This is a genomic window from Acinetobacter sp. ANC 4173 (genome assembly GCF_004331255.1).
Classification (GTDB): Bacteria; Pseudomonadota; Gammaproteobacteria; order Pseudomonadales; family Moraxellaceae; genus Acinetobacter.
Window position 1 is genome coordinate 28318 of the sequence record NZ_SJOF01000016.1, and the last position, 24985, is coordinate 53302.

A 24985-nucleotide genomic window follows, 5' to 3' on the forward strand; every position below is an offset into this window, starting at 1 on the left:
AGGACAATTCTATGCATGTAACGACCACCAGTTCTGAAAGCTTGCAACGAAGTAAACGCTTCGCCAATATTGCTTTATTGCTGGCGGTCATGACATGGATTGTCCTCATGGTGCTCGCCAAATTCATGCCCGAGTACGCTTGGCTGATTCATATTCTTATGTTATCCGCAGAAGCGGGTATGGTCGGTGGATTAGCAGACTGGTATGCCATCACCGTGTTGTTCCGCAATCCTTTCGGGAAACTGCCAATTCCCAATTTTTTGCGTGACCATACCGAGATTATTCCCCGCAACAAGGCTCGTATTGCAGAGTCCATGGGCCGTTTTGTACAGGAAAATTTTCTCTCTCCACAAGTGGTCGAACGCAGTTTAAAAAATATCGACTTGAGTCTGGCGGTCGGTCAGTGGTTAGCCAATCCGCATAACAACACACAAGTGACGCAAGTGATTCAGCAAACCGTCCCGAAAATCTTCGACTTTGTTGGGCAAGAGCAGATTGGTCGCTTTATTCAAAACAATAGCGTGCAATGGGTGCGCAATACCAATATCAACATGCTGGCCAGTGAAATGCTGCGTGCGGTGATTGAAAATGACTTCCACCAAGATGTATTGCAACGAGGTTTAGATCTTGTGCATGACTGGATGATTCACCATCCAGAGCGAACCCGTGAACTGACGCAAAAACTGTTTAAAGAACTTGGGGTCTCTAAATTGGCCAAAGGCGCCAGCTGGATTGGCATTGATGTGCAACAACGCACCATCGACTCACTGATTGAACGGGTAGAATCCATGCTCGCCAATCCAGAGCATCCTTGGCGACAACAGATTGAAGACATTGCCCAAGAACTGATGCTGCAATTAACTGATCGGAACAGTGCAGCAAGCCAACGCTTAAATCAGGGTAAAAATGCCTTACTGGATAGCCCTCAAGTGCTGAATTTTATTCGTGGTGCGGTGGTGATTTTATGTGATGCCATCAAAGCCGATTTAATGCAGCCTGATTCAGGCATTGCAGCCAATCTACGCGTGGCGATTCAACAGGTTGGAGAAAACATCATTGCCAATCAGGCAGTCCGCCAGTTATTGAATGATCGCATGAGCGGTTTGGCGGTCAATTTGAGTGATCAATACAGTGAAAAAGTGATTCGTTTTATTAGCGAACGCATTCACGAATGGGACTCCCGTGAAATGATTGGCAAAATTGAAAATGAAGTTGGTGGCGACTTGCACATGATTCGTGTCAACGGCGTGGTGGTGGGTGCCTTTATTGGCCTCGCACTGGGGATTATTCGTGCTGTGGTGGATTATCTGCTTTAATTTACGGCAAAGTTCAGACAGAGAAATAAATGGATTTAAACTTGTACAAGCTCTGCAACATGCTAAATTAAATCGGTTTATTCATCCGATAGGTCTGTGGTCATGCTTGAAATTCATTCCAAACTTCCTGCTCAAGGCGTCACGATTTTTAGCCAAATGACGGCCATGGCACAACGGCTGAATGCGCTGAATGTGTCACAAGGCTTTCCCGACTTTGCACCGCCACAAGCCTTGCTCGAAGCCTTAAGCCATGCGACCTTACACGGATCTAATCAATATGCAGCAGGTGATGGTTTACTCGACCTACGCCAACAAGTCGCGCAACAGTTTCTACAGCGCGATCAACTGAATCTCGATCCCATCCATGAAATAACCATTACACCTGGGGCGACCATCGCCTTATTTAGTGCCATTCAAGCCCTTGTGAATGCGGGTGATGAAGTCATAGTGTTTGATCCGAGCTATGACAGTTATGCGCCAAGTATTGCCTTGGTCGGTGCAAAAGCAGTGCATATTCCTTTAGTTGCACCGCATTTTCATGTGGACTGGAACCGAGTTGCCAACGCAATTAATGCCAAAACCCGCATGATCATTGTCAATACACCACATAATCCAACGGGGGCCATTTGGTCCAAGCAAGATTGGCAACAGTTGATTCAACTGATCCAAAACCACAATATTGTGGTGCTGTCGGATGAGGTCTATGAGCACTTGGTTTACGATGGACAACAGCACTATTCAGCCTTGTCTTTTCCAGAGCTGCGTGAACGTAGTGTTGTGGTCGGTTCATTTGGAAAAACCTTCCATGTGACTGGTTGGAAAACCGGATATTGTGTGGCTGCCCCTGAGCTGATGCGGGTCTTTCGTCAAGTCTATCAATTTGCCAATTTCTGCGGGGTCACTCCAGTCCAAGTCGCTTTAGCACAGTACATGCAAGAGCATCCTGAACATATTCAGCAGCTTGCTCATTTTTATCAGCAAAAACGTGATCTCTTCAATGCAGGATTAGCCGCTTCCCGATTTACCTTGACGCCCTCTCAAGGCACCTATTTCCAAAATCTGGATTATCGTGCGATTCGCCCTGATTTAAATGATGTTGATATGTGCCACTTCCTTGCCGAACAACACGGCATTGTCGCCATTCCTATTTCGGTGTTTTATCAACAACCACCTGAAGATTTAAAACTGATTCGCGTCTGCTTTGCCAAAACCGAACAAACCTTGACCCAAGCCACCCAAATTCTCAGTGCGGTTTAGCCACGCTGAGGGATTAAAAATCCAAAGGCATGATTACTGCCTTTGCTTACTGAAATACATCATTTTTTCCTGAGCGAACTATGCTAGGGTAAGCTGAAGAAACACGATAAAAGAGCGCACAGGATCATCTATGTCGGCACACAACTCTTTGGTGCAACATCAAAAGCTATGGAAAGCCTTTTTTATTTTCCTGATGCCGTTGATTGCTACCAATATTCTGCAAAATCTATCAGGGACAATTAATACAGTCTTTGTGGGGCAGATGATGGGGGTGCAGGCAATTGCCGCAGTGGCGGTATTTTTTCCGATTTTGTTCTTTTTAATGGCCTTTGTGATTGGTTTGTCCGCAGGTTCAACCGTACTGATCGGACAAGCATGGGGCGCGCAAAATATAGAAAAAGTACGGGCTGTGGTTGGCTCGACCCTATTTATGACCCTGATTGGTGGAAGCCTCATTGCCTTACTGGGGGTAGTGTTTTCCCGCCATGTGTTATTGGCTTTGGGCACGGATAAAGCTGTCATGCATTTGTCCTTGCCTTATGTGCAGTGGATGCTCGCAGGTAGCCCCTTATTATTTATCTATATTATTTATACCTCCATTTTACGCGGTGTGGGCGATAGCACCACCCCTTTAATCGCCTCGGGTATGACCATTTTAGTGGGGCTTTGTGTGACGCCGGTTTTGATTGCAGGCTATTGGGGCTTTCCACGCTTGGGAATTGTTGCACCTGCGATTGCATCGACTTTAGGTTTTATTTCTGTTCTGATTTTTTTATATTTTTATCTGGCTTATAAACAACACCCACTCAGACTCGACGCGCAAATGCTGCGCCATATTCGCTTTGACCGCCAACTGAGTCAAATTATTTTACGCCTCGGTATTCCAACTGGAGTACAAATGGTCACGACTTCGGTTGCGGGATTGGTGATTGTGGGATTGGTCAATCGTCATGGTGCCAACGCCACCGCTGCCTATGGTGCGGTAAACCAAGTGCTAAATTATATCCAGTTCCCGGCACTGTCTATTGCCATTGCCGCATCGATTTTTGCCGCGCAAGCCATCGGGGCAGGAAAGTCAGAATTACTCGCCAAAGTCACGCGTACCGCACTGGGAATGAATATTGTGATTACGGGTTTATTGGTGGTTTTAGGCTATCTATTTTCAAAATATCTGATGGCGCTGTTTATCACAGATCATGCTGTGGTCGAGCTTGGTCAACAGCTTTTGTTTATTGTGTTATGGTCGATCTTATTCTTTGGTGCCAGCGCAATTTTCGCGTCCATTATGCGCGCCAGTGGTACCGTCACCGTTCCGATGATCATCAATATTGTTGCCATTATTGCCATTGAAGTTCCCTGCGCTTATTTATTTAGTGACTGGTGGGGACTACAAGGCATATGGTATGCCTATGCACTTGCCTTTGTGTGCTTATGTGTGATGCAAGGTTTGTATTACCAATTTGTCTGGAAAAAGAAAACCGTAGAAAGTTTAATTTGATAAACAGTAAAAAAAGTAGGGGCTGATCTTCAGATCAACACCTGCTTTTTATTTACTCAGATTGTTATTTAAATCGCTTGCTCAACGTCGTCGCTATAGCCGTCACTTTTTGATAGCCTGTTGGCAAAATACGCTGAATCAGATCTAAAGATTTTGCATCATTGCCAATCAACACACGACGCTTATCTTTTTGCACCGCAGCTAAAATTTGACGTGCAGCTTCTTCTGGTGGAATACGTAATAACTTGTTAAATGTGCGTGCTGATTTTTCGGGGTTCATCCCCAAACTACGCAAGCTGTCATTCATACGCGCATCATTGGCAATATTGGTGCGAATACCACCGGGATGTACACACAGCGCACTAACCCCACAGTTTTCAATATCCAGTTCCTGACGTAAGGATTCGGTAAAACCACGCACTGCAAACTTGGTGGCATTATAAGCCGACTGCGTGGGTTGAGCCGTTAAACCAAATAAACTGGAAATATTGATGATATGACCATCGCCTGTTTGCTTAATCAAAGGCAAAAACTCTTTGGTCCCGTATACCACACCCCAAAAATTAATCCCCATAATCCATTCTAGTTCATCATAACTCGCACCTTCTACAGTCGAGCCCAATGCCACCCCAGCATTATTAAAAATCATATTGACTGAACCATGATTTTGTACGGTTTCTTCTGCCCAAGTACGCATGGCCTCACGATCAGACACATCCAATTTTTGGGTGGTCACTCGTACATTACTGTCTTTGAGTAATTCCACGGTTTTTGCCAAACCTTGTTCATTAATATCGCTTAACGCAAGGTGGCAACCTTGCTGGGCCAAAAGCACTGCCAACTGTTGACCAATCCCAGAACCCGCACCTGTTACAGCGGCGACTTTATTGTTAAATGTTTTCATTTTCTATCCTTATTGGTTTCTCAGGTGGTATGACAAAGCTACCCCCCCTTTCTTTTATGCATGATGCGAATGACACCCTCAATATAAATTTGACAATATCCATTGTCAATAATTGTCTGATGAATCTCCTTTCGGCCAAACTCCGCGTTTAATTTAGGCATTTACAGCAATTGTTGTTAAACTATAGGCGGTCTTTGCTACGTTTTATCTTTATGACTTATTCCAATACCAACGATGCAGGAAAAAATAACCAACCGTTAAAAAATAAAGAACGCCAGTTTAAAGGATTGTCTTTGACTGAGCGTCAACAGGCACGTCGTGAAAAACTCATCGAGGCGGGTATTGAAGTTTATGGCACCCATGGTTTTTTTGCCGTCACGGTCAAAGACATTTGCAATGAAGCCAAACTGACCGAACGCTATTTTTATGAATCCTTTAAAAAAAGTGATCAACTCTTCCAAACCATCTTTTTAAAACTGATTGATGAACTGCAACAAAATGTCATGCAAGCGATTATGCAAGCCTCGAACAGTCATGAAAAAATGGTCGATGCTGGCTTAACCGCCCTACTCACCACGCTCAAAGACAACCCGCGGATGGCACGTATTATTTATATCGATGCCATGCTGGTACAAGAACTGCATAACCAAGCCACCATTCATGAAACCATGTTGCGTTTTGACCGTATGATTCACGCTTTTGTCATGTTGATGATGCCGAATATCCCTCATTCAGAACGTGAAATTTCATGGGTTTCTACGGGACTAAATGGTTATGTTACCCAAATTGCGATTCGTTGGGTCATCAGTGGTTTTAAACAGTCTTTGGACGATGTATTGGCACCTTGTCGGGTGGTTTTTATGGCTTTACTTGAGTCATTTTCTGAGAAAAAAAATTAAATTACAGCAATTTAATTTTTACAAACAATTGACTCCGATTTTACGACCGCCTCTACGCCTGTCTAAAATTGTTCATGAATTCGACTAAAAATTGTCACAAAACTTTGCGAAAATCGGCATTCTGCCCTATTCTGCAATGATACTGTCATAATTAATCTTTGTAATAAGCCTGTCATAAATAAAAAACGGCCTACCGTTATCATCAATAGGATATTGCGTTGTGAAAGATGACTACATACTAATCGTCGATGACGAACTTCCAATTCGAGAGATGATTCATACCTCTTTGGATATGGCAGGCTTTCAATGCTTACAGGCAGAAGATGCGAAACAGGCGCATCAAATGATTGTGGATCAACGCCCAGCGTTAATTCTGCTCGACTGGATGATGCCGGGTGGCGTCAGTGGCGTCGATCTCTGTCGTCGCCTTAAACGCGATGAAAACTTATCGGAAATTCCAGTCATTATGCTGACTGCACGCGGAGAAGAAGACCATAAAGTCCAAGGTCTCGATGCAGGTGCAGATGACTACATGACCAAACCTTTTTCGACGCGTGAATTGGTGTCACGCATTAAAGCCGTCCTGCGTCGTGCCAATGCCCTGAGTGGCGAAAAAACCATTGATGCCAATGGCTTATTGCTTGATCCAGTTAGCCAACGCGTCAGTTTTAGCAATAACATTCTAGAAATGGGACCAACTGAATATCGTTTGCTGGCCTTCTTCATGACACATCCTGAACGTGCTTATACCCGCGCGCAATTGCTGGATCAGGTTTGGGGTGGCAATGTTTATATTGAAGACCGTACTATTGATGTCCATATCCGTCGTTTACGCAAAGTCTTAGAACCCTATGGTGCAGACCGTTTTGTTCAAACCGTGCGTGGAACGGGTTACCGCTTCTCCACTCGTGCCGATGTTGCTTTAGGTTAATTTTAGTTTTATGTATGAACCCTACCCTGTCCCCGAACTCGCGCGTGAGCATCAAAAATTCCGTTACAGCAGTTTATGGATATTTGCCAAACAAGATTTACGTTTACTGGCGTTTCTACTGCTCATTGCAAGCTTAATCGGGTTTGGCATCGGGTGTTTTTGGGTTTGTATTTTTACCGCTTTTAGCATTTTTTTCGGTTTCCAACTGCGTTCTTTGTACTTGGTCAATGAATGGATTTCCAACCGCCCTTATGATGTTCCTCCCAATTTAAATGGCATTTGGGGGGCATTATTATTTAATGTCTATCGTGCACAGCGCCAAGAGCGTATTGTTCAAGCCGAAATGGTCGGCTTGATTGACCGTGCACAATCCTCATTGGTGGCACTGGCAGAAGCGGTGGTATTGATTGATGAGTCGCATCAAATTGAATGGTGGAATCCTGCGGCAGAAAAACTACTCGGTATTCAGGCCCTAGATCGTGGTCGTAACATTATGACCATTTTGCGCCAACCGAGTTTTATTGAATATTTCAACCACAGTGACCAGATTCCTGATGGAATTAAAATGAAGTCTTCCGTGTTTGAAGACCATTATGTACAAATCAAAATGACCCGCTTTGGCGGTGAAAGTCGCCTATTGGTGGCGTATGACGTGACACGCATGCACAACCTAGAGCAAATGCGTAAAGATTTTGTCGATAATATTTCACACGAATTACGCACGCCACTGACCGTACTCAGCGGTTATATTGAAACCTTTACCGATCAGGAAGATTTAAATCCGCGCTGGAAGCGTGCGTTTGAGCAAATGCAGGCACAAACCAAACGTATGAATGCCTTGGTCAATGACCTCTTACTGTTATCGCGTTTGGAAAATAACAAGCAAATTGCCAAAAACCAGATTATTGAAATGCCAAGCCTGATGAATCAATTGTTTGATGATGCGCAGGCCTATAACGTGGATTATGGTCATACTCTGAATCTGGACATCGACAGTCATTGCGACCTCATTGGTTCAGATACCGAATTGGCCAGTGCCTTTAGCAACCTCATTACCAATGCAATTAAATACACCCCGAAAGGCGGCACCATTACCATGGGATGGCATGATGATGGCGAACATGGTTATTTCACCGTTGAAGATACGGGTATTGGTATTGATCCGAAACATTTGCCACGTCTAACCGAGCGCTTCTATCGCGTGGACAGCGCACGTAGCCGTCAAACAGGTGGAACAGGATTAGGACTGGCGATTGTGAAACACGTACTGATGCAGCACAACGCACATTTAGAAATTGAATCCAAAGAGAATCAAGGCTCAACCTTTAAAGTGGTGTTTCCGAAAGAACGCCTGTATCACATGAGCTAAAAAGATTTTTATAATATTTTAAAAATGGTCGGGATTGAGATGGTTGCATACGACAACCATCTCAAAGGCATCCTTACAGGGTATGACCCAAGGCCTCGCCCATCACCACCGTCGAATTGGCTTTAAACTGCGCATCCCACTGCATTTTATTGTGTTCAAACAAGACGATTGCCGTCGAACCTAAGTAAAAACGTCCTAACTCCGCGCCTTTTTCAAGGAATAGATTGTGCTGGTTCAGTTCTAAACGTCCAGTCGGTTTCACTTTGCCTGTCGCAACCGTTTCAATACCTGCAACAATCATGGCACCCACTAATACCACGGCCATACGCCCCAATTCGGTATCAAACAGGCACACCATACGCTCATTACGTGCAAACAAACCTGGAATATTTTCTGCCGTGGTTTGATTCACCGAGAACAGTTCACCTGGCACATATAAGGTTTCAGTGAGCGTACCTGCAAATGGCATATGAACACGGTGATAATCACGCGGTGATAAATACACCGTTGCAAATTCACCCTGTTTAAATGGCTCTGCCAACTGTGGATCCGCAATCAACTTTTCTACAGAGAAACTTTGCCCTTTAGCCTGAAACACTTCACCGGCTTCAATATGCCCCAATTGTGAAATTGCCCCATCCGCAGGCGAAACAATACTGCGAGCATCGGCATCAATCTCACGCACACCATCTTGCAAAGCACGGGTAAAAAACTCATTGAATGACTTATATTTCAACGCATTTTTTTGCTCTGCAATGGACATATCAATGCCATATTGCACTTTAAATGCAGAAATTGCCGTGTTTTTAATCAAGGGATGTTCACTGGCAGCAATCTTCCCCACCACACGGGAGAGTTGATGTTGTGGCACAACACGTTGCGCCTGAATAAAGAATTGTTTTGTTAAACGTGAGGTGAGGCTCAAGACGGTAACTCTCCAGTAACGATTGGACTATCGAGGCGATTGCCCCATTCACTCCACGCACCATCATAAGCTCGAATATTCCAACCCAATACACGACCCAAAATATAAGCCAAACCTGAACGATGATGTGACTGGCAGTACACCACGACAGGTTCCTGTAAATTGAAACCTTGTTGTTCTAAGCGTTGTTGTGTGCGTTCTAAAGCATGCAATTTTAAATGATTTTCACGATTAAGTGCAGTACTCCATTCAAAATGGCGTGCATTTGGAATATGACCACCGCGTCGAGCGGCCAATCTTAAACCGGTATATTCATCTTCAGTTCGACAATCCCACAGCTGAATGGCCTGTTGCTGTACCAAAGACAGCAACTCGGGATATTCAATTCGGACTTGATCTTGTGCAGCCAAATTGACTTGCACTAAGGATTCTACAGGGGCGAATTGCTCCTGTTCTGAAGTCGTGGGCAAACCTTGCCCTAACCATGCATGAATACCGCCATTGAGCAGAGAGGTATTATAAAAACCCAAGCAATGCAAGTTCCAGATCAATCGTCCTGCCCAAGCCCCACCTTCATCATCATAAACCACCACATGATGCTCAGGGCTAATATTCAAATACTGAATCAGCGCAGTCAAGCCTTCAGCATCAGGTAACAAGCCCGTGGCATTTTCTTCTTGGCGCAGCAATTGTGCGGGCTTAAGCGGAATCGCATGTGGAATATGTAACTGCTCATAGACTGAACTTCGACTTAAATCCACGATCCGTAATTTTTCATTGCCTAAATGTGGAAGTAATTCTTCCACTTCGATTAATAAACCCAAATTTAGCGTAGATTCCGTCATCATTTTTACACGTTTTGTCCTAGCAACAGCCTGATCTTAGCATAAGCCCATCTCGACAAAATGCCGATTTTTCTAAAGAGCTTTACAGAAATTCAGCAATATAAATCAATTAATGCGCAGGCTCAGTAATTTGAAAAACCTGACGTAAGTAAGCCAAGAAGGTATCGTTATCAGTCATGGTCTTACCTGGACTATCTGAAATTTTCGCCACCGATTGTCCATTACATTCTACCAACTTCAATACTATATTCAGTGGAGTCTGCCCCATATCATTGGTCAAATTGGTGCCAATCCCAAAACTGACTTTGAAACGGTCTTTGAAATATTGATGTAATGCCCAGGCTTTTTGTACATTTAAACCGTCACTAAAGGTCAGCATTTTGGTTCTGCTGTCAATTTTCAAGGTTTTGTAATGCGCATAGGCTTTATCCCCCCAAACAAAAGGGTCACCACTGTCATGTCTTAAACCATCGAATAATTTGGCAAAATACAAATCGAAATCGCGCAGGAAAGCATCCATTCCCACTACATCGGTCAGGGCAATGCCTAGATCCCCTCGGTATTCTTGCACCCAAGTCTCTAATGCAGCTTTTTGGAAATCCCGCAGCCGCACATCTAGCGCCTGAAACGCTTGTAAAAACTCATGCGCCATGGTGCCAATCGGCGAAATGCCCAATTCTTTTGCCAACAGCACATTACTGGTACCTCGGAAAACATTCGGTACAGCATGGTGAAATGCCTGAATCACCTGCCTTTGCCAAGTCAAACTGTAGCGACGGCGAGTACCAAAATCCGATACCAAGAAAGGTGGATCTTCTGGTCGCTGCTGCTGTTCACACTGTTGAATAAATTCAATTTTGGCTTTGAGGCGACGCTCGCCTTCTTCGAGCACTTCTGGCGTACGAATGCGTTTGAAGTACAGTTCATTCACAATCGCCAAGACAAAAATCTCGAACATCATGGCTTGCACCATGGGGCCTTCCACCCAAATGTCCAAACGACCTTCTTGATCAACATCGGCATGAATAAAGCGGCGTTTTAACTGGAATAATTCTAGATAGTCGACAAAATCGCTTTTAATAAAACGTAAACCACGCAAATATTGCAATTCATCTTCTTTAAACCGAAGCTGACACAAATAATCCAGCTGCTCATTCAAATCTTGCAAAATATCCACCAAGGGATACACCGTTTCGTCCAAATTACGGCAACGGAAGTGGTAAACACTATGTGTTTGCGGAAACTGGTGCAGCACCACTTGCAACATGGTGAACTTATATAAGTCAGTATCGAGGAGTGAGTGAATAATTGCAGACATAAAGGTTCAGTTTTTATCAACTTCTAGCATTAAAGCATACTTTCAAGCTGAAAAAAGCCATTGATTGCAGAAAACTCATCAAATCAAGATGTCTCCAAACCTGTATCAGAATGATCTTTGCTACAATGCCTGCCACATCAACATTGAGGAATTCTCATGCGTGCTTTATTACAACGAGTACTTGAAGCCAAAGTGATCGTCGACGGTCAAGTTACGGGAGAAATTCAACAGGGTCTTTTGGTCTTTTTGGGACTCGGCAAAGATGATCAGTTTGAAAAAGGCAAAAAGCTGATTGATAAAATCCTCAAGTACCGTATTTTTGATGATGAACAAGGCAAAATGGGCTGGAATTTGACACAAGCACAGGGTGGTTTGCTCTTGGTGTCACAATTTACCCTCATGGCACAAACGCAAAAGGGCTTACGCCCAGATTTTGGTCCTGCAATGCCACCCGATGCCGCCAACGTCTTGTATGAACAATTGGTGGACTATGCCAAATCTCAGTTTGAACAAGTGCAAACGGGTATTTTTGCGGCTGACATGAAAGTGCATTTAATTAATGATGGTCCTGTGACCTTTCAGCTCGAAGTCGAATAATACTTTCAGCCATAAAAAAGCCTACAACACAGTCTGTAGGCTTTTTTGTGGCTTCGCAATTTAAGACTTATCGACCTGTTTTTTCTTTTAAGAATTGGCGCGCCAATTGAATTTTTTCTTTGACTGGTTTGGGTAATTTCGGTGGAATCAATTTTGCGACCTTGTTAAACCAAACCAATAGGCTAAAATCACCTTCCATTTTAATACTGCCATTTTGCATACCCGTCATGAATGCCGATGGATCACCTTTTAGTAAGGTTTTCACACCTTGCTCGCTGTCTACAAACTGCAAGATAAAATCGGCTTTCTCTGCATCACCTGAAACTGTATCAATTTGTCCATTGTTGATAATAATTTGACGTGCTATACCTTGGTCAGTCCCAATCTGGATGCGAAATTGACGCTCATGAATCAACTCAATAAATTTTGGGCTGGTACGAGCCAGTTGTTTCATGCGCAACACTAAACTCGCCACTAAAAGATCAAGTGGATCCGTGCTCACATCGACCAAAGGTAGTTTGACAACTGGAATTGAAGACAGTTTCATGACGTTTAAAGCCTATTGTAATTGTAGAAAAATTGACTGCTCCATCCTACCATAACTTAATTCTGATGGAAGCTAGGCTTTGTATAACAATCCCAATCTGACCGCTAAAGTCATAAACAAAAATTTTATGTTGATCACAACATCACAGTCTTTTTATCGCATGTGTAAATCAGTACATAAAAGTTTAAACCGTTAGATTGGCTAAATCGCAACTATCCTGACTAAAAATCAAAACTTACTTATTTCTACACCTATGAACTGCATCATCAGCATTCACCCTAGGATGGGAATACTTATTGTTATTTTCTGATTGTCCAAACTGCCTTGGAACTTGGCTCCCTCCCATCTTGGCTGAAAAGGAGCAGTAACCGCTTAACGGCTACTGTACTGTTGATCATCTTCATATACAGGGGTATGTTCAATGTAACGGCGCTTTGATAAAGCACGTTCAGCACGGCGATCTTCTCGGAATAATAATAGCGTCACCATCGTCATGGCTAAGCTCACCGCAGCCAGATAACTATACGCCATAGGCAACTCAAACACGACCTGAATGCTCAGTCGAATCATTTCTAGCAAGCCCCAGAACATCATACCTGCGAACATAAAGCTCAGCCAACGACGATAAGGCGAGAAGAAAACAGCAATCAGTGCAACAGCCACACAACTCAAGCCAATTATGGTTGCTAAATTCGCTGTGACCATAAAAACCTCCGTCTTCAATGGAAATCGTGTCTGGGCAGGAACCCGACCAGTAATTTTCACGACCTATATTAATTTTGTGAAATTTGTTTATCTGTATCTCTATGCAAGCATTATGAGCAGTTTTAAACAGAAAAAAAGGCATGCTTTTTTATTGAACGACATACCTTGTCGCAATATTATTTTGTCATTACAATTTTTGTCATTTCGACTTGAATGGAAGCAAGATATGCCATGAGTTGGCGTGTCATTACAAAAAAACAACGGGGTTTTTCAGCGGAAAAAATATTTTTTGGACACTCGATATGACGCAGATTGTACCCAATAGTTAGATGATTTTTTTAATACAAAAGTCACGCAGAACAAAACAAAAAACGCAATCCTACGATTGCGTTTTTTCATGAAACCGTAATGGTTACGCGCAGTTAAGATCTTTATCATGGACACCCAACAGGTATAAAACCCCATCCAGTCCCACGCTTGAAATCGCCTGATTGGCATTCTGACGGACTAAAGGTTTCGCGCGGAATGCAACGCCTAAGCCTGCCAAAGACAACATTGGTAAATCATTGGCACCATCCCCCACTGCAATAGTTTGCTCGGGTGAAATGCCCATGTTGTCTGCCAGTTCACGCAACAAAAATGCCTTGCGTGCGCCATCGACAATATGCTCTTTGACTTCACCTGTGACGTAGCCATCTTGCACATCCAATACATTAGCATGTACTTCATCAATCCCGAGCTTGGCTTGTAAATACTCTGCAAAGTACTGGAAGCCACCCGATAAAATCGCAGTTCTATAACCCAATGATTTTAATGTTGTAATTAAGCGTTCTGCACCTTCCGTAATGGTCAAACGTTCCGCAATTTTAGGTAATACTGAAGCATCTAAACCTTTTAATAAAGCCACACGTGCACGGAAGCTTTGTTGGAAATCCAGCTCCCCTTGCATGGCACGTTCAGTAATTTCTGCAACTTGCTCACCCACACCCGCTTCAATCGCCAATTCATCAATCACCTCTTGTTCAATGAGGGTCGAATCCATGTCAAAACACACTAAACGGCTGTTGCGACGGTAAGCATTGTCTTCTTGTACCGCAATATCAATGCTGAGTTCTGAGGACAAACGTAAGCAAGCTGCACGCATTGCCGTTGCATCTAACATTTGCCCACTCAGACCAAACTGTACACAAGAACGTTTTGGTCCTTCTGACTGATTTTTTAGCTGTGGACGACCCGACAAACGGATCACTGTTTCAATATTAAAACCTTGGTTCGACACAATATTGGTAACAGCTTGTAAATGCTCAGCAGTCAGTTCTGGCGCCAAAGCCGTGACAATATAGCGTGTACGTCCACCTTCACTTACCCATTGATCATATTCTGTTGCAGAGATCGGTTTAAAGCGCACTGTTAAGCCGATATCATGTGCTAGAATCAGAATTTCCTTCATGGCTAATGCTGTTGCAGTCTGGTCATCTGACGAAACAACAATACCTAGAGTCAGTTGATTATGGATGACGGCTTGTCCAACATCTAGAATTTGTAAGGAATGAGTGGACAAAACCTGCATTAATCGAGTGAATTGATTAGGTTGGTCGGGTCCTAAAAATGATATAAGAATGATTTCTCGCATGAATTGACTCGAGTCTGAGCTACAACTATTGTGAGAATCATAATCGAATTTGAATAGAATTGCCTTGGAAGTTTACGTTGAATGCGCCTAGACAAGGGCTATTTGCTAGCCTACTGATAATAAGTTTTGCACTTCATACCTTTTTATTGGTGATTGCAACCACTCACCAACTGAATGAAAACCGTGCGAATCAGGGACAGTTGATGACCAGTCAGTTGGTCACAGACAGTTTATCGGAACTTGAACCTGCCAATACAGTATCACTGGCCTTATTGGTAAATCGTTACGCCACCAATCCAAGTGTCGCCTCTATTCGAATTTTAGACGGTACGAATCAGGTTTTGGCAACAGGCGGTTTATCCAAAACGCGTGATGGTGAAGTCTTTGTTCGTGATGCCTTACAAAATGAGAAAAAAGTCGGCACCATTGAAATTACCCTGATCAAGCCTAGCATTGGTGAAATTTTACGGACTCAATGGTTAGCGATTTTGTTCTCGTTCTTTATTCACGGCTTACTGTGGTTAGGTTACCGCGCGATTGCCCGCCCAAGCCGTACAGAATACTTAGCACGCATTAATAATGAATCCCGCTTAAAACACGAGATTCAGGCTTTAACTCAAGCGCTAGAGCAAGAAAAACATAATGCTGCATTAACCATTGCTCAAGCCCAACAACAGTTCCAGAATAAAATTAAAGCCAAAGAAATTAAACCTGTGATTTTGGATGATTGCTCGGTCGCATTGAACATTCAATATTATGATCCGAAGCAACTGCTCGATTCAGTCAATCAGACGGTATCTGTACCATATTTCAATTTGTGCCAGATTTTCTTGAACAAAAGTATTGAGCTTGCTGTTCAGCATTATAAATTGAATCGTTCTGACATTACGACGGTGCAGCAATTCAGCGCACAAGGGGCAACCATTACCTTATCGGCTGACATGCCTGATGCCGTGCCTTGTCTGGTGATGATTAGTTCAGTGTTCCAATTATTGTCGGAAGTTTTATACAAACGCTACCGCGAAGAAAAACGTTTCGTTTTACAAACCCGCAGTGCCATTTCTTCATCGGTAGACGCCATGCAGTTGTCTGCCGTGCAGGCGGCTGAGCGTTTGGTGCATCAACTCTCTGCCAAAGAAAGCGCCGTGCATTTAAACAATGAATTGTTACAACACATCAGCGAGCATTATGACTTGGTGTCTTTGCCGAATCCGACCAATGTATTGACCCGTCATGCATTTATGGTCAACGGCATGGACAGCAGCATGGCTGAACTGGCTCAAAGTTTAAGAACGGAAATTCTTAAAGGCAAACAGTCTAAAGCCTCTTAATCCTATTGCATCACAAAAAAAGCCTGACCAATGTCAGGCTTTTTTTTAACAGCCATCAAAGCATTAAATTTTCTGTAGGCTTTTGCTGATTAAAAATTCTTGTGCAGAATGTGGCACTTCATCTTGAGCTACACATGCTGGAATCCACTCTCCAGTAGACTGCAATTCCCACGTGCCCTTTTGATCCGACAAATAATTAAGTAAGCCATCTTGTAGAATACGCTTTTTGATTTTCGGGTCTAAAATGGGGAAGCAAGTTTCGACGCGTGAAAATAAATTACGTCCCATCCAGTCTGCGCTGGCACAGTACAATTTCTTTTCACCACCCTGTTCAAAATAATAGACACGGGTATGTTCCAAGAAACGTCCTACAATGGATCGCACTCGAATATTTTCGGACACCCCCACCAGTTGTGGAACCAAGCAGCAAATCGAACGAATAATCAGTTCAATTTTCACCCCGGCCTGTGAGGCACCATATAAAGCAGCGATCAGTTGTGGCTCGGTCAGGGCATTGACTTTAATGATAATGCGCGCATTTTTCCCCGCTTGTGCGCATGCAATTTCCTGATCAATCAACTTCAGCAATTCGGTATGCAAAGTAAAAGGCGCATGTAGCAAAGTCTTTAATTTTGCCATCTTGCCCATCCCCGTCAGCTCTTGGAACATTCGATGTACATCTTCACAAATATCCGGCTGAGTGGTCATTAAGCCATAGTCCGTATACATTTTGGCATTACCTGCATGATAATTGCCTGTGCCTAAATGTGCATAACGCACCAGTTGCTGATCTTCACGGCGTACGATCAGAATCATTTTGGCATGGGTTTTATACCCCACAATGCCGTACACCACCACTGCCCCGGCTTCTTGCAAGACATTGGCCACGGTAATATTCGATTCTTCATCAAAACGTGCCCGCAGCTCAATGACCGCGGTGACTTCTTTGCCATTACGGGCAGCTTCGGCTAAGGCTTGGACAATTTCCGAATCTGGTCCACTGCGATATAGCGTTTGCTTAATGGCCAGTACATTCGGATCTTTTGCCGCTTCACGCAATAAACTGATGACAGGTTGAAATGAATCAAAAGGATGATGCAGTAACACATCTTCTTTTTTCAAAATTTCAAAGATGGACTGTTGCTTACGAAATGCTTTCGGAATCACAGGGTTAAATACGGGATATTTCAAATCTGGGCGAGCAAAACTGGTAGTTAAGCGTGATAAATTGATGGGTCCCGAAATCGAATACAAATGCTCTTGGTCTAAATCAAATTGATTCAGCAAATAATCGGTAATTTCACGGGGACAATCATCTTCAATTTCTAAACGCACCGCGCGGCCAAAACGCCGAGAAGACAACTCATCTTTCAATGCGACCGCCAGATCATCGACATCTTCCGACAAAATTAAATCAGCATTGCGTGTCACACGAAACGCATAACAACCTGTCGCTTTCATACCCGGAAATAAATCACTGATATGTTGCTGAATAATGGCGGTCAGGAAAATCTGTTCTTGATGATTCCCCACCACACTCTCGGGCAAATGAATCAAACGTGGTAAAGAGCGCGGTGCAGGCACAATCGCCATTTCAATTTCACGCCCAAAGGCATCTTTACCTTCCAGACTGACAATGAAATTCAGACTTTTATTGACCAAGCGAGGAAAGGGATGTGATGGATCTAAACTGATTGGCGTCAACACAGGCTGGACTTGTTTGGCAAAATAACTGGCAATCCACGCCTTATGCTTTTCTAAAATATCTTGATATTGAATAAAATGAATTCCAAAGCCTTGCAGCTGCGGCAAAATGGAATGGTTGAAAATCTCGTATTGTTGTTGAACTGCCTGATGCACAATGGTCGAAAGTTCTGACAAAACCACATCGGTTGGAATACCGTCAGGCATTCGGGTAATGGCGTTTAAATCCTGTTGCTTCATTAACCCCGCAACTCGAATTTCAAAAAACTCATCTAGATTACGGGAAAAAATAATTAGGAAGTTAAGTCGCTCTAAAATGGGTAAATCGGAATTTCTCGCCTGAGTCAGAACACGCCGATTAAATTCAATTAATGCCAATTCTCGATTAAAATATGTTGCTGATGAATGCTGAAAATTTTCCATGTAGACTCAATGTGGTTGATTTTTTAATCAACTCTTTACCCTCTGTGTCTGCATGTTATGCAGTGTTTATGACATTTTTATTACAAGCTTAAACTCAACTTAAATATCTGAACTTGCTGTTTGTTTTATCAACACTTGATCAAATTTTTATTAGAAAAATCCACTGATTTCATTCAGGTTTTCGAGCGTCCAACTCTGGTTCAGAAACCGATTCATGCTGTCGACTTGCCCAATAGGTCGCCAAAATCGGCCCAGAAATATTATGCCATAAACTAAAAATTGCACTGGGTAAGGCGGTTAATGGCGCTGTCGCAAAATGTACGGCGGCTAATGCCACACCTAGACCTGAGTTTTGCATTCCCACCTCAATTGCTACCGCCTTACTGTCTGCATAATTTAAATGAAATAAACGGCTGCACCCAAATCCCAACAGATATCCTAGGCCATTGTGTAAGGCCACCACCAGAAAAATAAGCAAACCTGAATGTAACAGCTGTGCTTTACTGCCCCCAATAATTGCCGCCACAATCAACACGATAGCCAACACCGAAATGAGGGGCATCACAGTGATGTACTGCTGAATCTGTTGTTTCAATAAACGTCTTAAAATTAAGCCCACCACAATTGGCAACAGCACCACCTGTAAAATAGAACTCAGCATGGACCACGCATTAATTTCAATCCATTGACTCGCAAGCAGATAGAAAATAAATGGGGTGAGTAGAGGTGCCAATAAGGTCGAAACCGCAGTACAAGCGACTGATAATGCTGTATTGCCCTTTGCCATATAGGTAATGACATTCGAAGCGGTTCCCCCGGGACAACAACCGACTAAAATCACCCCGACGGCCAATTCAGCAGGCAATTGAAAGATCAGACACAGGACATAAGCCAACAGCGGCATCACCACAAATTGTGCCATCACACCAATACAGACCGCTTTCGGCGTTTGTGCTATGGCTTTAAAGTCCGCCAGCTGCATGGTCATCCCCATACCCAGCATAATAATCCCAAGCATCCACGGGATATAGGCTTTTAACCAGACAAAGGCTTCGGGCAGAATCAACGCGATCCCTGCAAACAGAACCACCCACAAAGCAAACGTTTTCTGAATCAAATGGCTCAATTGCAATAATGCAGACATCGTCAGTCCTCAATGGGGAGTCAAACTAGAAAAGGTAAAATGAGATAACACCAATTACGCCGTCATGCTCGCAACAATATCTTTGATGTAGATGCGTTGTACACCAACAGCCAGCATATCCTGCCAAGCATGTTGCAAGGAACCATTTAAATCAATTGCTTTGGTTGCATCGGCAATCACATAGGTTTTAAAGCCTAAACGACAGGCATCTATCGCTGTCCATGCCACACAAAAATCCGTTGCAATGCCCACGATATACACCGTATCTATTCCGCGTGCATTTAAATAACCTGCCAAACCTGTGGTGGTTTTGCGGTCTGCCTCCATAAATGCCGAATAACTGTCGATATTCACATGCATGCCTTTACGGATAATCAATTGGGCTTGGGGTAAGGCTAAATCAGGATGGAAGTCAGCATCACGGCTACCTTGTACACAATGCGTTGGCCAAAGCACCTGTGTGCCATAGGGCAGTTCAATCTGATCAAAGGCTTGTTTACCCACATGATTGTCGGCAAAAGAAATATGCTCTGCAGGATGCCAGTCTTGGGTCAGAATAATTTGTTCAAAATAATCCCCCAATTGATTTATTTTGGGAATAATTTGCTCGGCATGGGCAACTGCAAGATTTCCCCCAGGGGTAAAACCATTTTGTACATCGACTACAATCAACGCTTTTTTGTTCTGTATCTGTTGCATCTCTGTTTGTGACCACTGTTTTTATTGATTGTTCACTAGCATATAACAAAAGTTCGAGAATGTAGTGAGCGCATCCGTCTTACTGGCTTGATCTACAACAATTCCTGCTGTTACCGATTGTTTATTGCCCATAAAAATAGCCCGTAAATACGGGCTATTCATAGACTATACACTGTTTAAACGGTGACTTTCTGTAGCCGTTGTACCAGAATTAACATCAATATGGCAGAAACCACAATACAAGGAATCGCCGCTGAAACCACGCCTGCCGCACCAAAACCTGCGGCTAAAAGTTGCCCTGCAATGGTGGGACCCAACATCGCCCCAATACGCCCAACAGCCGAGGCCATGCCCACACCCGTGCCACGCAGTTCAGTCGGATAGACAATACTCCCAAACGCATAGAGCACGCCCTGACAACCAATCACAAAAGCGCCGACAAGTGCTGATGCCAGATACATTTGTGTCAGTGAAGCCGCAGCATTTAAAGCAAATAAACCCGCTAAAATTCCACCATACATCAACACAATCACATAGGTCTTTTTCCAGCGATCTGTCAGCATACCCAAAATCACCGTTCCTACGGTTGCACTGAGCATGAAGTAAAATTGTGCTGTACTGCCCTCTTTACGCGAGAAACCAAGCTCCATAAATAACGAAGGTAACCAGCTCAGCATGATATAAACCACCATTAAGGTGAAGAAATAACTAAACCAAATCAATCCAGTACGCATTAAATTATGGCGATTAAACAGATCCTGAAAAGAGACTTTCTGCTCGATCTCGGCGGTTTCAACACGTGTTTGGGCTTTTAAGAATTCACGTGATTCAGGCAAGAACTTGATCATTATCGGCAGCACAATAATAGGTAACAACCCGCCCAGATAGAAAATATTTTTCCAGTTCGAACCAAAATCTAAACTGGCAATATAAGACAAAATGGCAGCTCCAACGGGCATACCACAATACATTAACCCCACCGCTTGCCCACGCTTTGCAGGAGTAACCGCTTCCGATGCTAGCGTAATTAACAGTGGCATCGCGGCACCTAAACCCGCGCCAGCCAAAAAGCGCACCAGTAATAAACTGTAAAAACTATTCACCCAGACCGTACATAAAGTGAATACTGCAAATATAGCAACAGACCAAACCAAGACTGTTTTACGGCCAATACGGTCTGCAAAACGTCCCCCCACCAATGCCCCAGGTAATAAGCCTAAAATCCCTGCGCTAAAAAACACGCCCAGTTGAGAACTGTTCAATTCAAAATGTTCTCGAATGCCTGCGGCTGCAATACCCGCAGCCTGAATATCTAAACCTTCAATCACCGCAATCAAAAAACAAATTGTGACCGTAATCACGGAGTGCCTACGCGCTGACAATGTATTCATCTCAACTCCTTGTTTAAACCTCGTCCAAAATCAAGCTCATCATCCGTGAAGCAGAAATTTAAATTAACTCACCTTAAGTGGAAGATTTTTGGTGTTTTTTTATCAATTATGAGATAAGTCACATTTTCGTTGCCGAGCATAAATAGTCTTAAAAACAATTAATCAGAAATAAATTTGACTAAAATAGTCAACAATTTATTTGAACTTTAACGACTTAGCCGTTCATCAAATTAAACTGCAATCCATCAGTTATTGTTCAAATCAATAATTGACGACACGTTTTAGACTGCAGACTCCTATTTTCTTGCCTATGACCTAGAGCTATAAGCTCTTTATTAAGTTCTATAAGCTCTTAATGTTATTTATTTTTCTGAATCAAATTTATTGATCTGTGTCCTTCTCTGGCATTCTAAAGTGCGAAACTGATCCTCTCGCAATAAATTATTTTTCACTTTTTTAAAGTTTTGAGTTGCTTTGACTAAAGCATATTGTTCTTCATCGTTTGTTCAGTCATAATTTGCGTAAGCATTATTCAATTCGACACACTCTAATTGAAGCTGCTATAAATCAAAATGCGCACCCATCCAACCTCATGTTTTTCACTTCACTGGATGGACAAATAGGATATTTTTTTAAAATGACTCAGCAAGCACAGATCATTCAAGGCTCAATAGTCGCAATCGTCACCCCAATGTTTGAAGATGGCAGCGTAGATTGGAAGGGTCTTGAGAAGCTCGTTGAGTGGCACATAGAACAGGGAACAAACAGTATTGTTGCAGTTGGAACAACTGGTGAAGCTTCTACATTAAGCATGGCTGAACATACACAAGTGATTAAAGAAGTCGTTCGTGTAGCCAACAAACGTATTCCAATTATTGCTGGTACTGGTGCAAACTCAACGCGCGAAGCAATTGAACTCACAAAAGAAGCAAAACAACTCGGTGCTGATGCAGCCCTATTGGTCACACCTTATTATAATAAACCGACACAAGAAGGCTTATATCAGCATTACAAAGCGATTGCTGAAGCTGTTGATTTGCCTCAAATTCTGTATAACGTACCAGGCCGTACAGGCGTAGACCTGGCGAATGAAACGGTCATTCGTCTGGCTGATATTCCGCAAATTATCGGCATTAAAGATGCAACTGGCGATGTTCCACGTGGTCAAGCACTGATTGAAGGCTTACGTAGTAAAGACATGGTGGTTTATTCAGGTGATGATGCAACCGCTTACCAGTTAATTGAACATGGTGCGAAAGGCAATATTTCGGTCACTGCGAACGTTGCGCCTAAACAAATGAGTGAAGTGTGTGCGGCTGCCATTGCTGGCGATGCTGCACGTGCACAAGAATTAAATGCTCAAGTTGCAAATTTACACAATATTCTATTTTGTGAATCGAACCCAATTCCTGTGAAATGGGCACTACACGAAATGGGCTTAATTGGTACAGGCATACGCTTACCATTAACACCTCTTGCAGAACAATACCGCGCACCGCTTCGTGAAGCGTTGGTGGCGGCAGGTATAATCAAATAAAGAGCACTACATTATGCAGTTACGTTTAGGTTTAACCCTTGCACTTTCAGTATTGAGTTTAGCGGGTTGTAGTTCACTTGCGGTTAGCAACAAATCTTTGAGCTATAAAGAGACAGCAACCCTCGAACCGCTACAATATCCTGAAGGATCAATGGTTCGTCCAGTAACGCCACTGTATCCAGCGCCAACGGTTGAACCTTTAGCGATTCAACATGCACCCAAGCTCGAAAATAGCAAAGGCAACCGTTTTGCTTTACCTCGCCCAGACGTTGCTACACCAAACAGCGCAGCAACTGCTGCTGAACAAAGCACTGCGATAGGTCGTCCTCAATTACTAACTGATGGAAATCAAAATCCATTGCTCAAAATTGATGGAAATTCTGATACAATTTGGCAGTACACACTTGCCACACTCAGCAGCATGAACCAGAACATTGTGGGTCAAAGTAAAAACCGTTACGAAGTAACGCTTAAAATTGATCAGCAGATCTATGTACTTCGACTCACTTCTGCCGGTTCAAGTCATAATTTGGCAGTGTTTAATGCCGATAACAGCTTTGCAGACAAAGAAAAAGCTGCAGAACTGTTAACCCAGATTTACCAAAACTGGCCGGCCTAGATCTTACTAGGCATTTTTTTTTGCAAAAGGTTCCCCCATGTTAAAACAAACCTTGCTCTATACTGGTAAAGCGAAATCTGTGTATGAAACAGATAGTCAAGACCACCTGATTTTAGTATTTCGTGATGATGCCTCTGCGTTCAATGGCGAAAAAATCGAACAACTAGATCGTAAAGGCAAGGTGAACAACCGTTTTAACGCCTTTATCATGGAGCAACTGGCTGCTGCTGGCATTGAAACTCACTTTGAAAAATTACTTTCTCCAACCGAAGTGTTGGTGAAAAAATTAGACATGATTCCTGTGGAATGTGTCATTCGTAATTATGCAGCAGGTTCACTCTGCCGTCGCTTAGGCGTTGAAGAGGGTAAAGAACTGACTCCTCCAACTTTCGAATTATTTTTCAAAGATGATGCGCTTGGCGATCCAATGGTGAATGAGTCTCAAGCCATTGCTTTAGGTTGGGCAAACGCTGCACAACTCGAAAAAATGAAAGAACTCACTTACCAAGTGAACGATGTGCTTAAAGCATTGTTCGACAAAGGCAACATGATTTTGGTTGACTTCAAACTTGAGTTTGGTGTGTTCCATGACCGTATTGTATTGGGTGACGAATTCTCTCCAGACGGTTGCCGTCTATGGGATAAAGACACCAAGAAAAAATTAGACAAAGACCGTTTCCGCCAAGGTTTAGGTGGTGTGGTTGAAGCTTATGAAGAAGTTGCTGCACGTATTGGCATCGACCTTTCAGACATCTAATTTGCTCTGAAACTTCAAAATAAAAACCGAGTCTGATGGCTCGGTTTTTTTATGCTATGAAATAATGATTTTCCAATAGCTATAACTTGAATTCAATCTGATCCCTCACCTGTTTTTCATACTTGAACACGCAAATCTTTGGTGGTATCCATCACCAGTAAACTGGTAATTGAGGAAATGGAAGGAATCGTGCCCAAGACATCGGTATGAAATTTTTTATAGGATTTTATATCGGTTACCTCGACTCGAAGTAAATACTCGACCGCACCCGTAATGGTGTGACACTCAGTAACCTCAGGTGTAGTCTCAATCACGTCTTCAAAGTGTTGCAAAGATGCTTTGGAATGACACGACAGTCCTATGGTCACATAGACAATTAATCCAATACCCAAAAGTGATCGATCAATAATGGCTTTGTAGCCCTTAATCACCCCCATTTTTTCTAATTCCTGCACCCGACGCAAACATGCTGATGGGGACAAACCCACACGTTCAGCCAATTTAAGATTGGTTAAATGTGCATCGGCTTCTAACTCACACAATATTCTTCGGTCTAATCGGTCCAGATCAATCATTTATTGCAAAACTATCTATTTTTAAGCTCAATATACAGCCAAATTGCGTAATTCAAACAAT

The 24985-nt window shown here is 43.1% G+C and carries 23 protein-coding genes; 11 read left to right on the forward strand and 12 right to left on the reverse strand.

All coding sequences use genetic code 11. The features are described from left to right. The first annotated feature begins 11 nt into the window (after nt 1-11). From E0H94_RS15850 to E0H94_RS15860, 3 genes are all read left to right on the forward strand, one after another. Nucleotides 12-1316: a DUF445 domain-containing protein gene (locus E0H94_RS15850; RefSeq protein WP_131327389.1), complete on the forward strand. Its 1305-nt coding sequence runs from the start codon at nt 12-14 to the stop codon at nt 1314-1316. Between the two features lie 102 nt (nt 1317-1418). Then, nucleotides 1419-2573 carry a methionine aminotransferase gene (locus tag E0H94_RS15855; RefSeq protein WP_131327390.1) on the forward strand — a complete coding sequence of 385 codons (1155 nt, stop codon included), beginning with the start codon at nt 1419-1421 and terminating at the stop codon, nt 2571-2573. Nucleotides 2574-2703: 130 nt separating this feature from the next. Beyond that, entirely contained in the window at nt 2704-4071 is a 1368-nt protein-coding gene (locus tag E0H94_RS15860; RefSeq protein ID WP_131327391.1) for an MATE family efflux transporter, read from the forward strand. Between the two features lie 64 nt (nt 4072-4135). Here E0H94_RS15860 and E0H94_RS15865 read toward each other — a convergent pair whose 3' ends face one another. Further along, nucleotides 4136-4975, reverse strand: a complete 840-nt coding sequence (locus tag E0H94_RS15865; RefSeq protein ID WP_131327392.1) for an SDR family NAD(P)-dependent oxidoreductase — start codon at nt 4973-4975, stop codon at nt 4136-4138. Nucleotides 4976-5187: 212 nt separating this feature from the next. Between E0H94_RS15865 and E0H94_RS15870 the strand changes: the two genes are divergently transcribed. The 3 genes from E0H94_RS15870 to phoR all read left to right on the forward strand — a co-directional run bounded on the left by E0H94_RS15870 (nt 5188) and on the right by phoR (nt 8174). Further along, nucleotides 5188-5874 carry a TetR/AcrR family transcriptional regulator gene (locus E0H94_RS15870; protein ID WP_131327393.1) on the forward strand — a complete coding sequence of 229 codons (687 nt, stop codon included), beginning with the start codon at nt 5188-5190 and terminating at the stop codon, nt 5872-5874. A 220-nt stretch (nt 5875-6094) separates the two neighbouring features. Further along, a complete protein-coding gene (gene phoB, locus E0H94_RS15875) occupies nt 6095-6805 on the forward strand; it encodes a phosphate regulon transcriptional regulator PhoB (RefSeq protein WP_116762143.1) in 711 nt (236 codons plus the stop codon). A gap of 10 nt (nt 6806-6815) precedes the next feature. Then, entirely contained in the window at nt 6816-8174 is a 1359-nt protein-coding gene (gene phoR / locus E0H94_RS15880) for a phosphate regulon sensor histidine kinase PhoR (protein WP_131327394.1), read from the forward strand. A gap of 73 nt (nt 8175-8247) precedes the next feature. On the opposite strand, the gene asd is transcribed toward phoR, so the two are convergent. From asd to pncB, 3 genes are all read right to left on the reverse strand, one after another. After that, nucleotides 8248-9099, reverse strand: coding sequence for an archaetidylserine decarboxylase (gene asd, locus E0H94_RS15885; protein ID WP_131327395.1), 852 nt, complete (start codon nt 9097-9099; stop codon nt 8248-8250). Then, nucleotides 9096-9944: a sulfurtransferase gene (locus tag E0H94_RS15890; RefSeq protein WP_131327437.1), complete on the reverse strand. Its 849-nt coding sequence runs from the start codon at nt 9942-9944 to the stop codon at nt 9096-9098. The genes asd and E0H94_RS15890 overlap by 4 nt, the downstream gene beginning before the upstream one ends. 109 nt (nt 9945-10053) lie before the next feature. After that, entirely contained in the window at nt 10054-11262 is a 1209-nt protein-coding gene (pncB, locus tag E0H94_RS15895) for a nicotinate phosphoribosyltransferase (protein ID WP_131327396.1), read from the reverse strand. Nucleotides 11263-11418: 156 nt separating this feature from the next. Between pncB and dtd the strand changes: the two genes are divergently transcribed. Beyond that, a complete protein-coding gene (gene dtd, locus E0H94_RS15900; RefSeq protein WP_131327397.1) occupies nt 11419-11859 on the forward strand; it encodes a D-aminoacyl-tRNA deacylase in 441 nt (146 codons plus the stop codon). Nucleotides 11860-11926: 67 nt separating this feature from the next. On the opposite strand, the gene E0H94_RS15905 is transcribed toward dtd, so the two are convergent. The 3 genes from E0H94_RS15905 to serB all read right to left on the reverse strand — a co-directional run bounded on the left by E0H94_RS15905 (nt 11927) and on the right by serB (nt 14744). Then, on the reverse strand, nt 11927-12406 hold the full coding sequence (locus E0H94_RS15905; RefSeq protein ID WP_131327398.1) for an SCP-2 sterol transfer family protein: 480 nt from the start codon (nt 12404-12406) through the stop codon (nt 11927-11929). A 372-nt stretch (nt 12407-12778) separates the two neighbouring features. Further along, nucleotides 12779-13111, reverse strand: a complete 333-nt coding sequence (gene aciT / locus E0H94_RS15910) for a ciprofloxacin tolerance protein AciT (RefSeq protein WP_131327399.1) — start codon at nt 13109-13111, stop codon at nt 12779-12781. Between the two features lie 412 nt (nt 13112-13523). Next, complete coding sequence (serB, locus tag E0H94_RS15915) at nt 13524-14744, reverse strand: phosphoserine phosphatase SerB (RefSeq protein WP_131327400.1); 1221 nt, start codon at nt 14742-14744, stop codon at nt 13524-13526. A 77-nt stretch (nt 14745-14821) separates the two neighbouring features. Between serB and E0H94_RS15920 the strand changes: the two genes are divergently transcribed. Further along, entirely contained in the window at nt 14822-16075 is a 1254-nt protein-coding gene (locus tag E0H94_RS15920; protein WP_131327401.1) for a hypothetical protein, read from the forward strand. 63 nt (nt 16076-16138) lie between these two features. On the opposite strand, the gene ppk1 is transcribed toward E0H94_RS15920, so the two are convergent. The 4 genes from ppk1 to mhpT all read right to left on the reverse strand — a co-directional run bounded on the left by ppk1 (nt 16139) and on the right by mhpT (nt 21436). Next, on the reverse strand, nt 16139-18202 hold the full coding sequence (ppk1, locus tag E0H94_RS15925; RefSeq protein WP_131327402.1) for a polyphosphate kinase 1: 2064 nt from the start codon (nt 18200-18202) through the stop codon (nt 16139-16141). A gap of 169 nt (nt 18203-18371) precedes the next feature. Next, nucleotides 18372-19346 (reverse strand): bile acid:sodium symporter family protein, encoded by a 975-nt coding sequence (locus tag E0H94_RS15930; protein ID WP_131327403.1) that lies wholly within the window; start codon nt 19344-19346, stop codon nt 18372-18374. A 54-nt stretch (nt 19347-19400) separates the two neighbouring features. Beyond that, entirely contained in the window at nt 19401-20036 is a 636-nt protein-coding gene (gene pncA / locus E0H94_RS15935; RefSeq protein ID WP_131327438.1) for a bifunctional nicotinamidase/pyrazinamidase, read from the reverse strand. Between the two features lie 185 nt (nt 20037-20221). Continuing rightward, nucleotides 20222-21436: a 3-(3-hydroxy-phenyl)propionate transporter MhpT gene (gene mhpT, locus E0H94_RS15940; protein WP_131327404.1), complete on the reverse strand. Its 1215-nt coding sequence runs from the start codon at nt 21434-21436 to the stop codon at nt 20222-20224. 637 nt (nt 21437-22073) lie between these two features. On the opposite strand from mhpT, the gene dapA reads away from it, so the two are divergent. The 3 genes from dapA to purC are packed head-to-tail and all read left to right on the forward strand — an operon-like array spanning nt 22074 to nt 24349. Beyond that, nucleotides 22074-22973, forward strand: a complete 900-nt coding sequence (gene dapA, locus E0H94_RS15945) for a 4-hydroxy-tetrahydrodipicolinate synthase (RefSeq protein ID WP_131327405.1) — start codon at nt 22074-22076, stop codon at nt 22971-22973. 13 nt (nt 22974-22986) lie between these two features. Beyond that, on the forward strand, nt 22987-23592 hold the full coding sequence (locus tag E0H94_RS15950; protein WP_131327406.1) for a lipoprotein-34 precursor (NlpB): 606 nt from the start codon (nt 22987-22989) through the stop codon (nt 23590-23592). A 37-nt stretch (nt 23593-23629) separates the two neighbouring features. After that, nucleotides 23630-24349 carry a phosphoribosylaminoimidazolesuccinocarboxamide synthase gene (gene purC, locus E0H94_RS15955; protein WP_116762172.1) on the forward strand — a complete coding sequence of 240 codons (720 nt, stop codon included), beginning with the start codon at nt 23630-23632 and terminating at the stop codon, nt 24347-24349. Nucleotides 24350-24465: 116 nt separating this feature from the next. Here purC and E0H94_RS15960 read toward each other — a convergent pair whose 3' ends face one another. Further along, nucleotides 24466-24924, reverse strand: coding sequence for an Lrp/AsnC family transcriptional regulator (locus E0H94_RS15960; RefSeq protein ID WP_131327407.1), 459 nt, complete (start codon nt 24922-24924; stop codon nt 24466-24468). Nucleotides 24925-24985: the final 61 nt, after the last annotated feature.

Coding starts and splice junctions, on each gene's coding strand:
- dapA (WP_131327405.1), top strand. CDS start 22,074: ATGACTCAGCAAGCACAGATCATTCAAGGCTCAATAGTCGCAATCGTC.
- E0H94_RS15860 (WP_131327391.1), top strand. CDS start 2,704: ATGTCGGCACACAACTCTTTGGTGCAACATCAAAAGCTATGGAAAGCC.
- E0H94_RS15870 (WP_131327393.1), top strand. CDS start 5,188: ATGACTTATTCCAATACCAACGATGCAGGAAAAAATAACCAACCGTTA.
- dtd (WP_131327397.1), top strand. CDS start 11,419: ATGCGTGCTTTATTACAACGAGTACTTGAAGCCAAAGTGATCGTCGAC.
- purC (WP_116762172.1), top strand. CDS start 23,630: ATGTTAAAACAAACCTTGCTCTATACTGGTAAAGCGAAATCTGTGTAT.
- pncB (WP_131327396.1), bottom strand. CDS start 11,262: ATGTCTGCAATTATTCACTCACTCCTCGATACTGACTTATATAAGTTC.
- E0H94_RS15890 (WP_131327437.1), bottom strand. CDS start 9,944: ATGACGGAATCTACGCTAAATTTGGGTTTATTAATCGAAGTGGAAGAA.
- E0H94_RS15855 (WP_131327390.1), top strand. CDS start 1,419: ATGCTTGAAATTCATTCCAAACTTCCTGCTCAAGGCGTCACGATTTTT.
- serB (WP_131327400.1), bottom strand. CDS start 14,744: ATGCGAGAAATCATTCTTATATCATTTTTAGGACCCGACCAACCTAAT.
- E0H94_RS15950 (WP_131327406.1), top strand. CDS start 22,987: ATGCAGTTACGTTTAGGTTTAACCCTTGCACTTTCAGTATTGAGTTTA.
- ppk1 (WP_131327402.1), bottom strand. CDS start 18,202: ATGGAAAATTTTCAGCATTCATCAGCAACATATTTTAATCGAGAATTG.
- E0H94_RS15930 (WP_131327403.1), bottom strand. CDS start 19,346: ATGTCTGCATTATTGCAATTGAGCCATTTGATTCAGAAAACGTTTGCT.
- aciT (WP_131327399.1), bottom strand. CDS start 13,111: ATGGTCACAGCGAATTTAGCAACCATAATTGGCTTGAGTTGTGTGGCT.
- E0H94_RS15850 (WP_131327389.1), top strand. CDS start 12: ATGCATGTAACGACCACCAGTTCTGAAAGCTTGCAACGAAGTAAACGC.
- E0H94_RS15865 (WP_131327392.1), bottom strand. CDS start 4,975: ATGAAAACATTTAACAATAAAGTCGCCGCTGTAACAGGTGCGGGTTCT.
- E0H94_RS15905 (WP_131327398.1), bottom strand. CDS start 12,406: ATGAAACTGTCTTCAATTCCAGTTGTCAAACTACCTTTGGTCGATGTG.
- phoR (WP_131327394.1), top strand. CDS start 6,816: ATGTATGAACCCTACCCTGTCCCCGAACTCGCGCGTGAGCATCAAAAA.
- mhpT (WP_131327404.1), bottom strand. CDS start 21,436: ATGAATACATTGTCAGCGCGTAGGCACTCCGTGATTACGGTCACAATT.
- E0H94_RS15960 (WP_131327407.1), bottom strand. CDS start 24,924: ATGATTGATCTGGACCGATTAGACCGAAGAATATTGTGTGAGTTAGAA.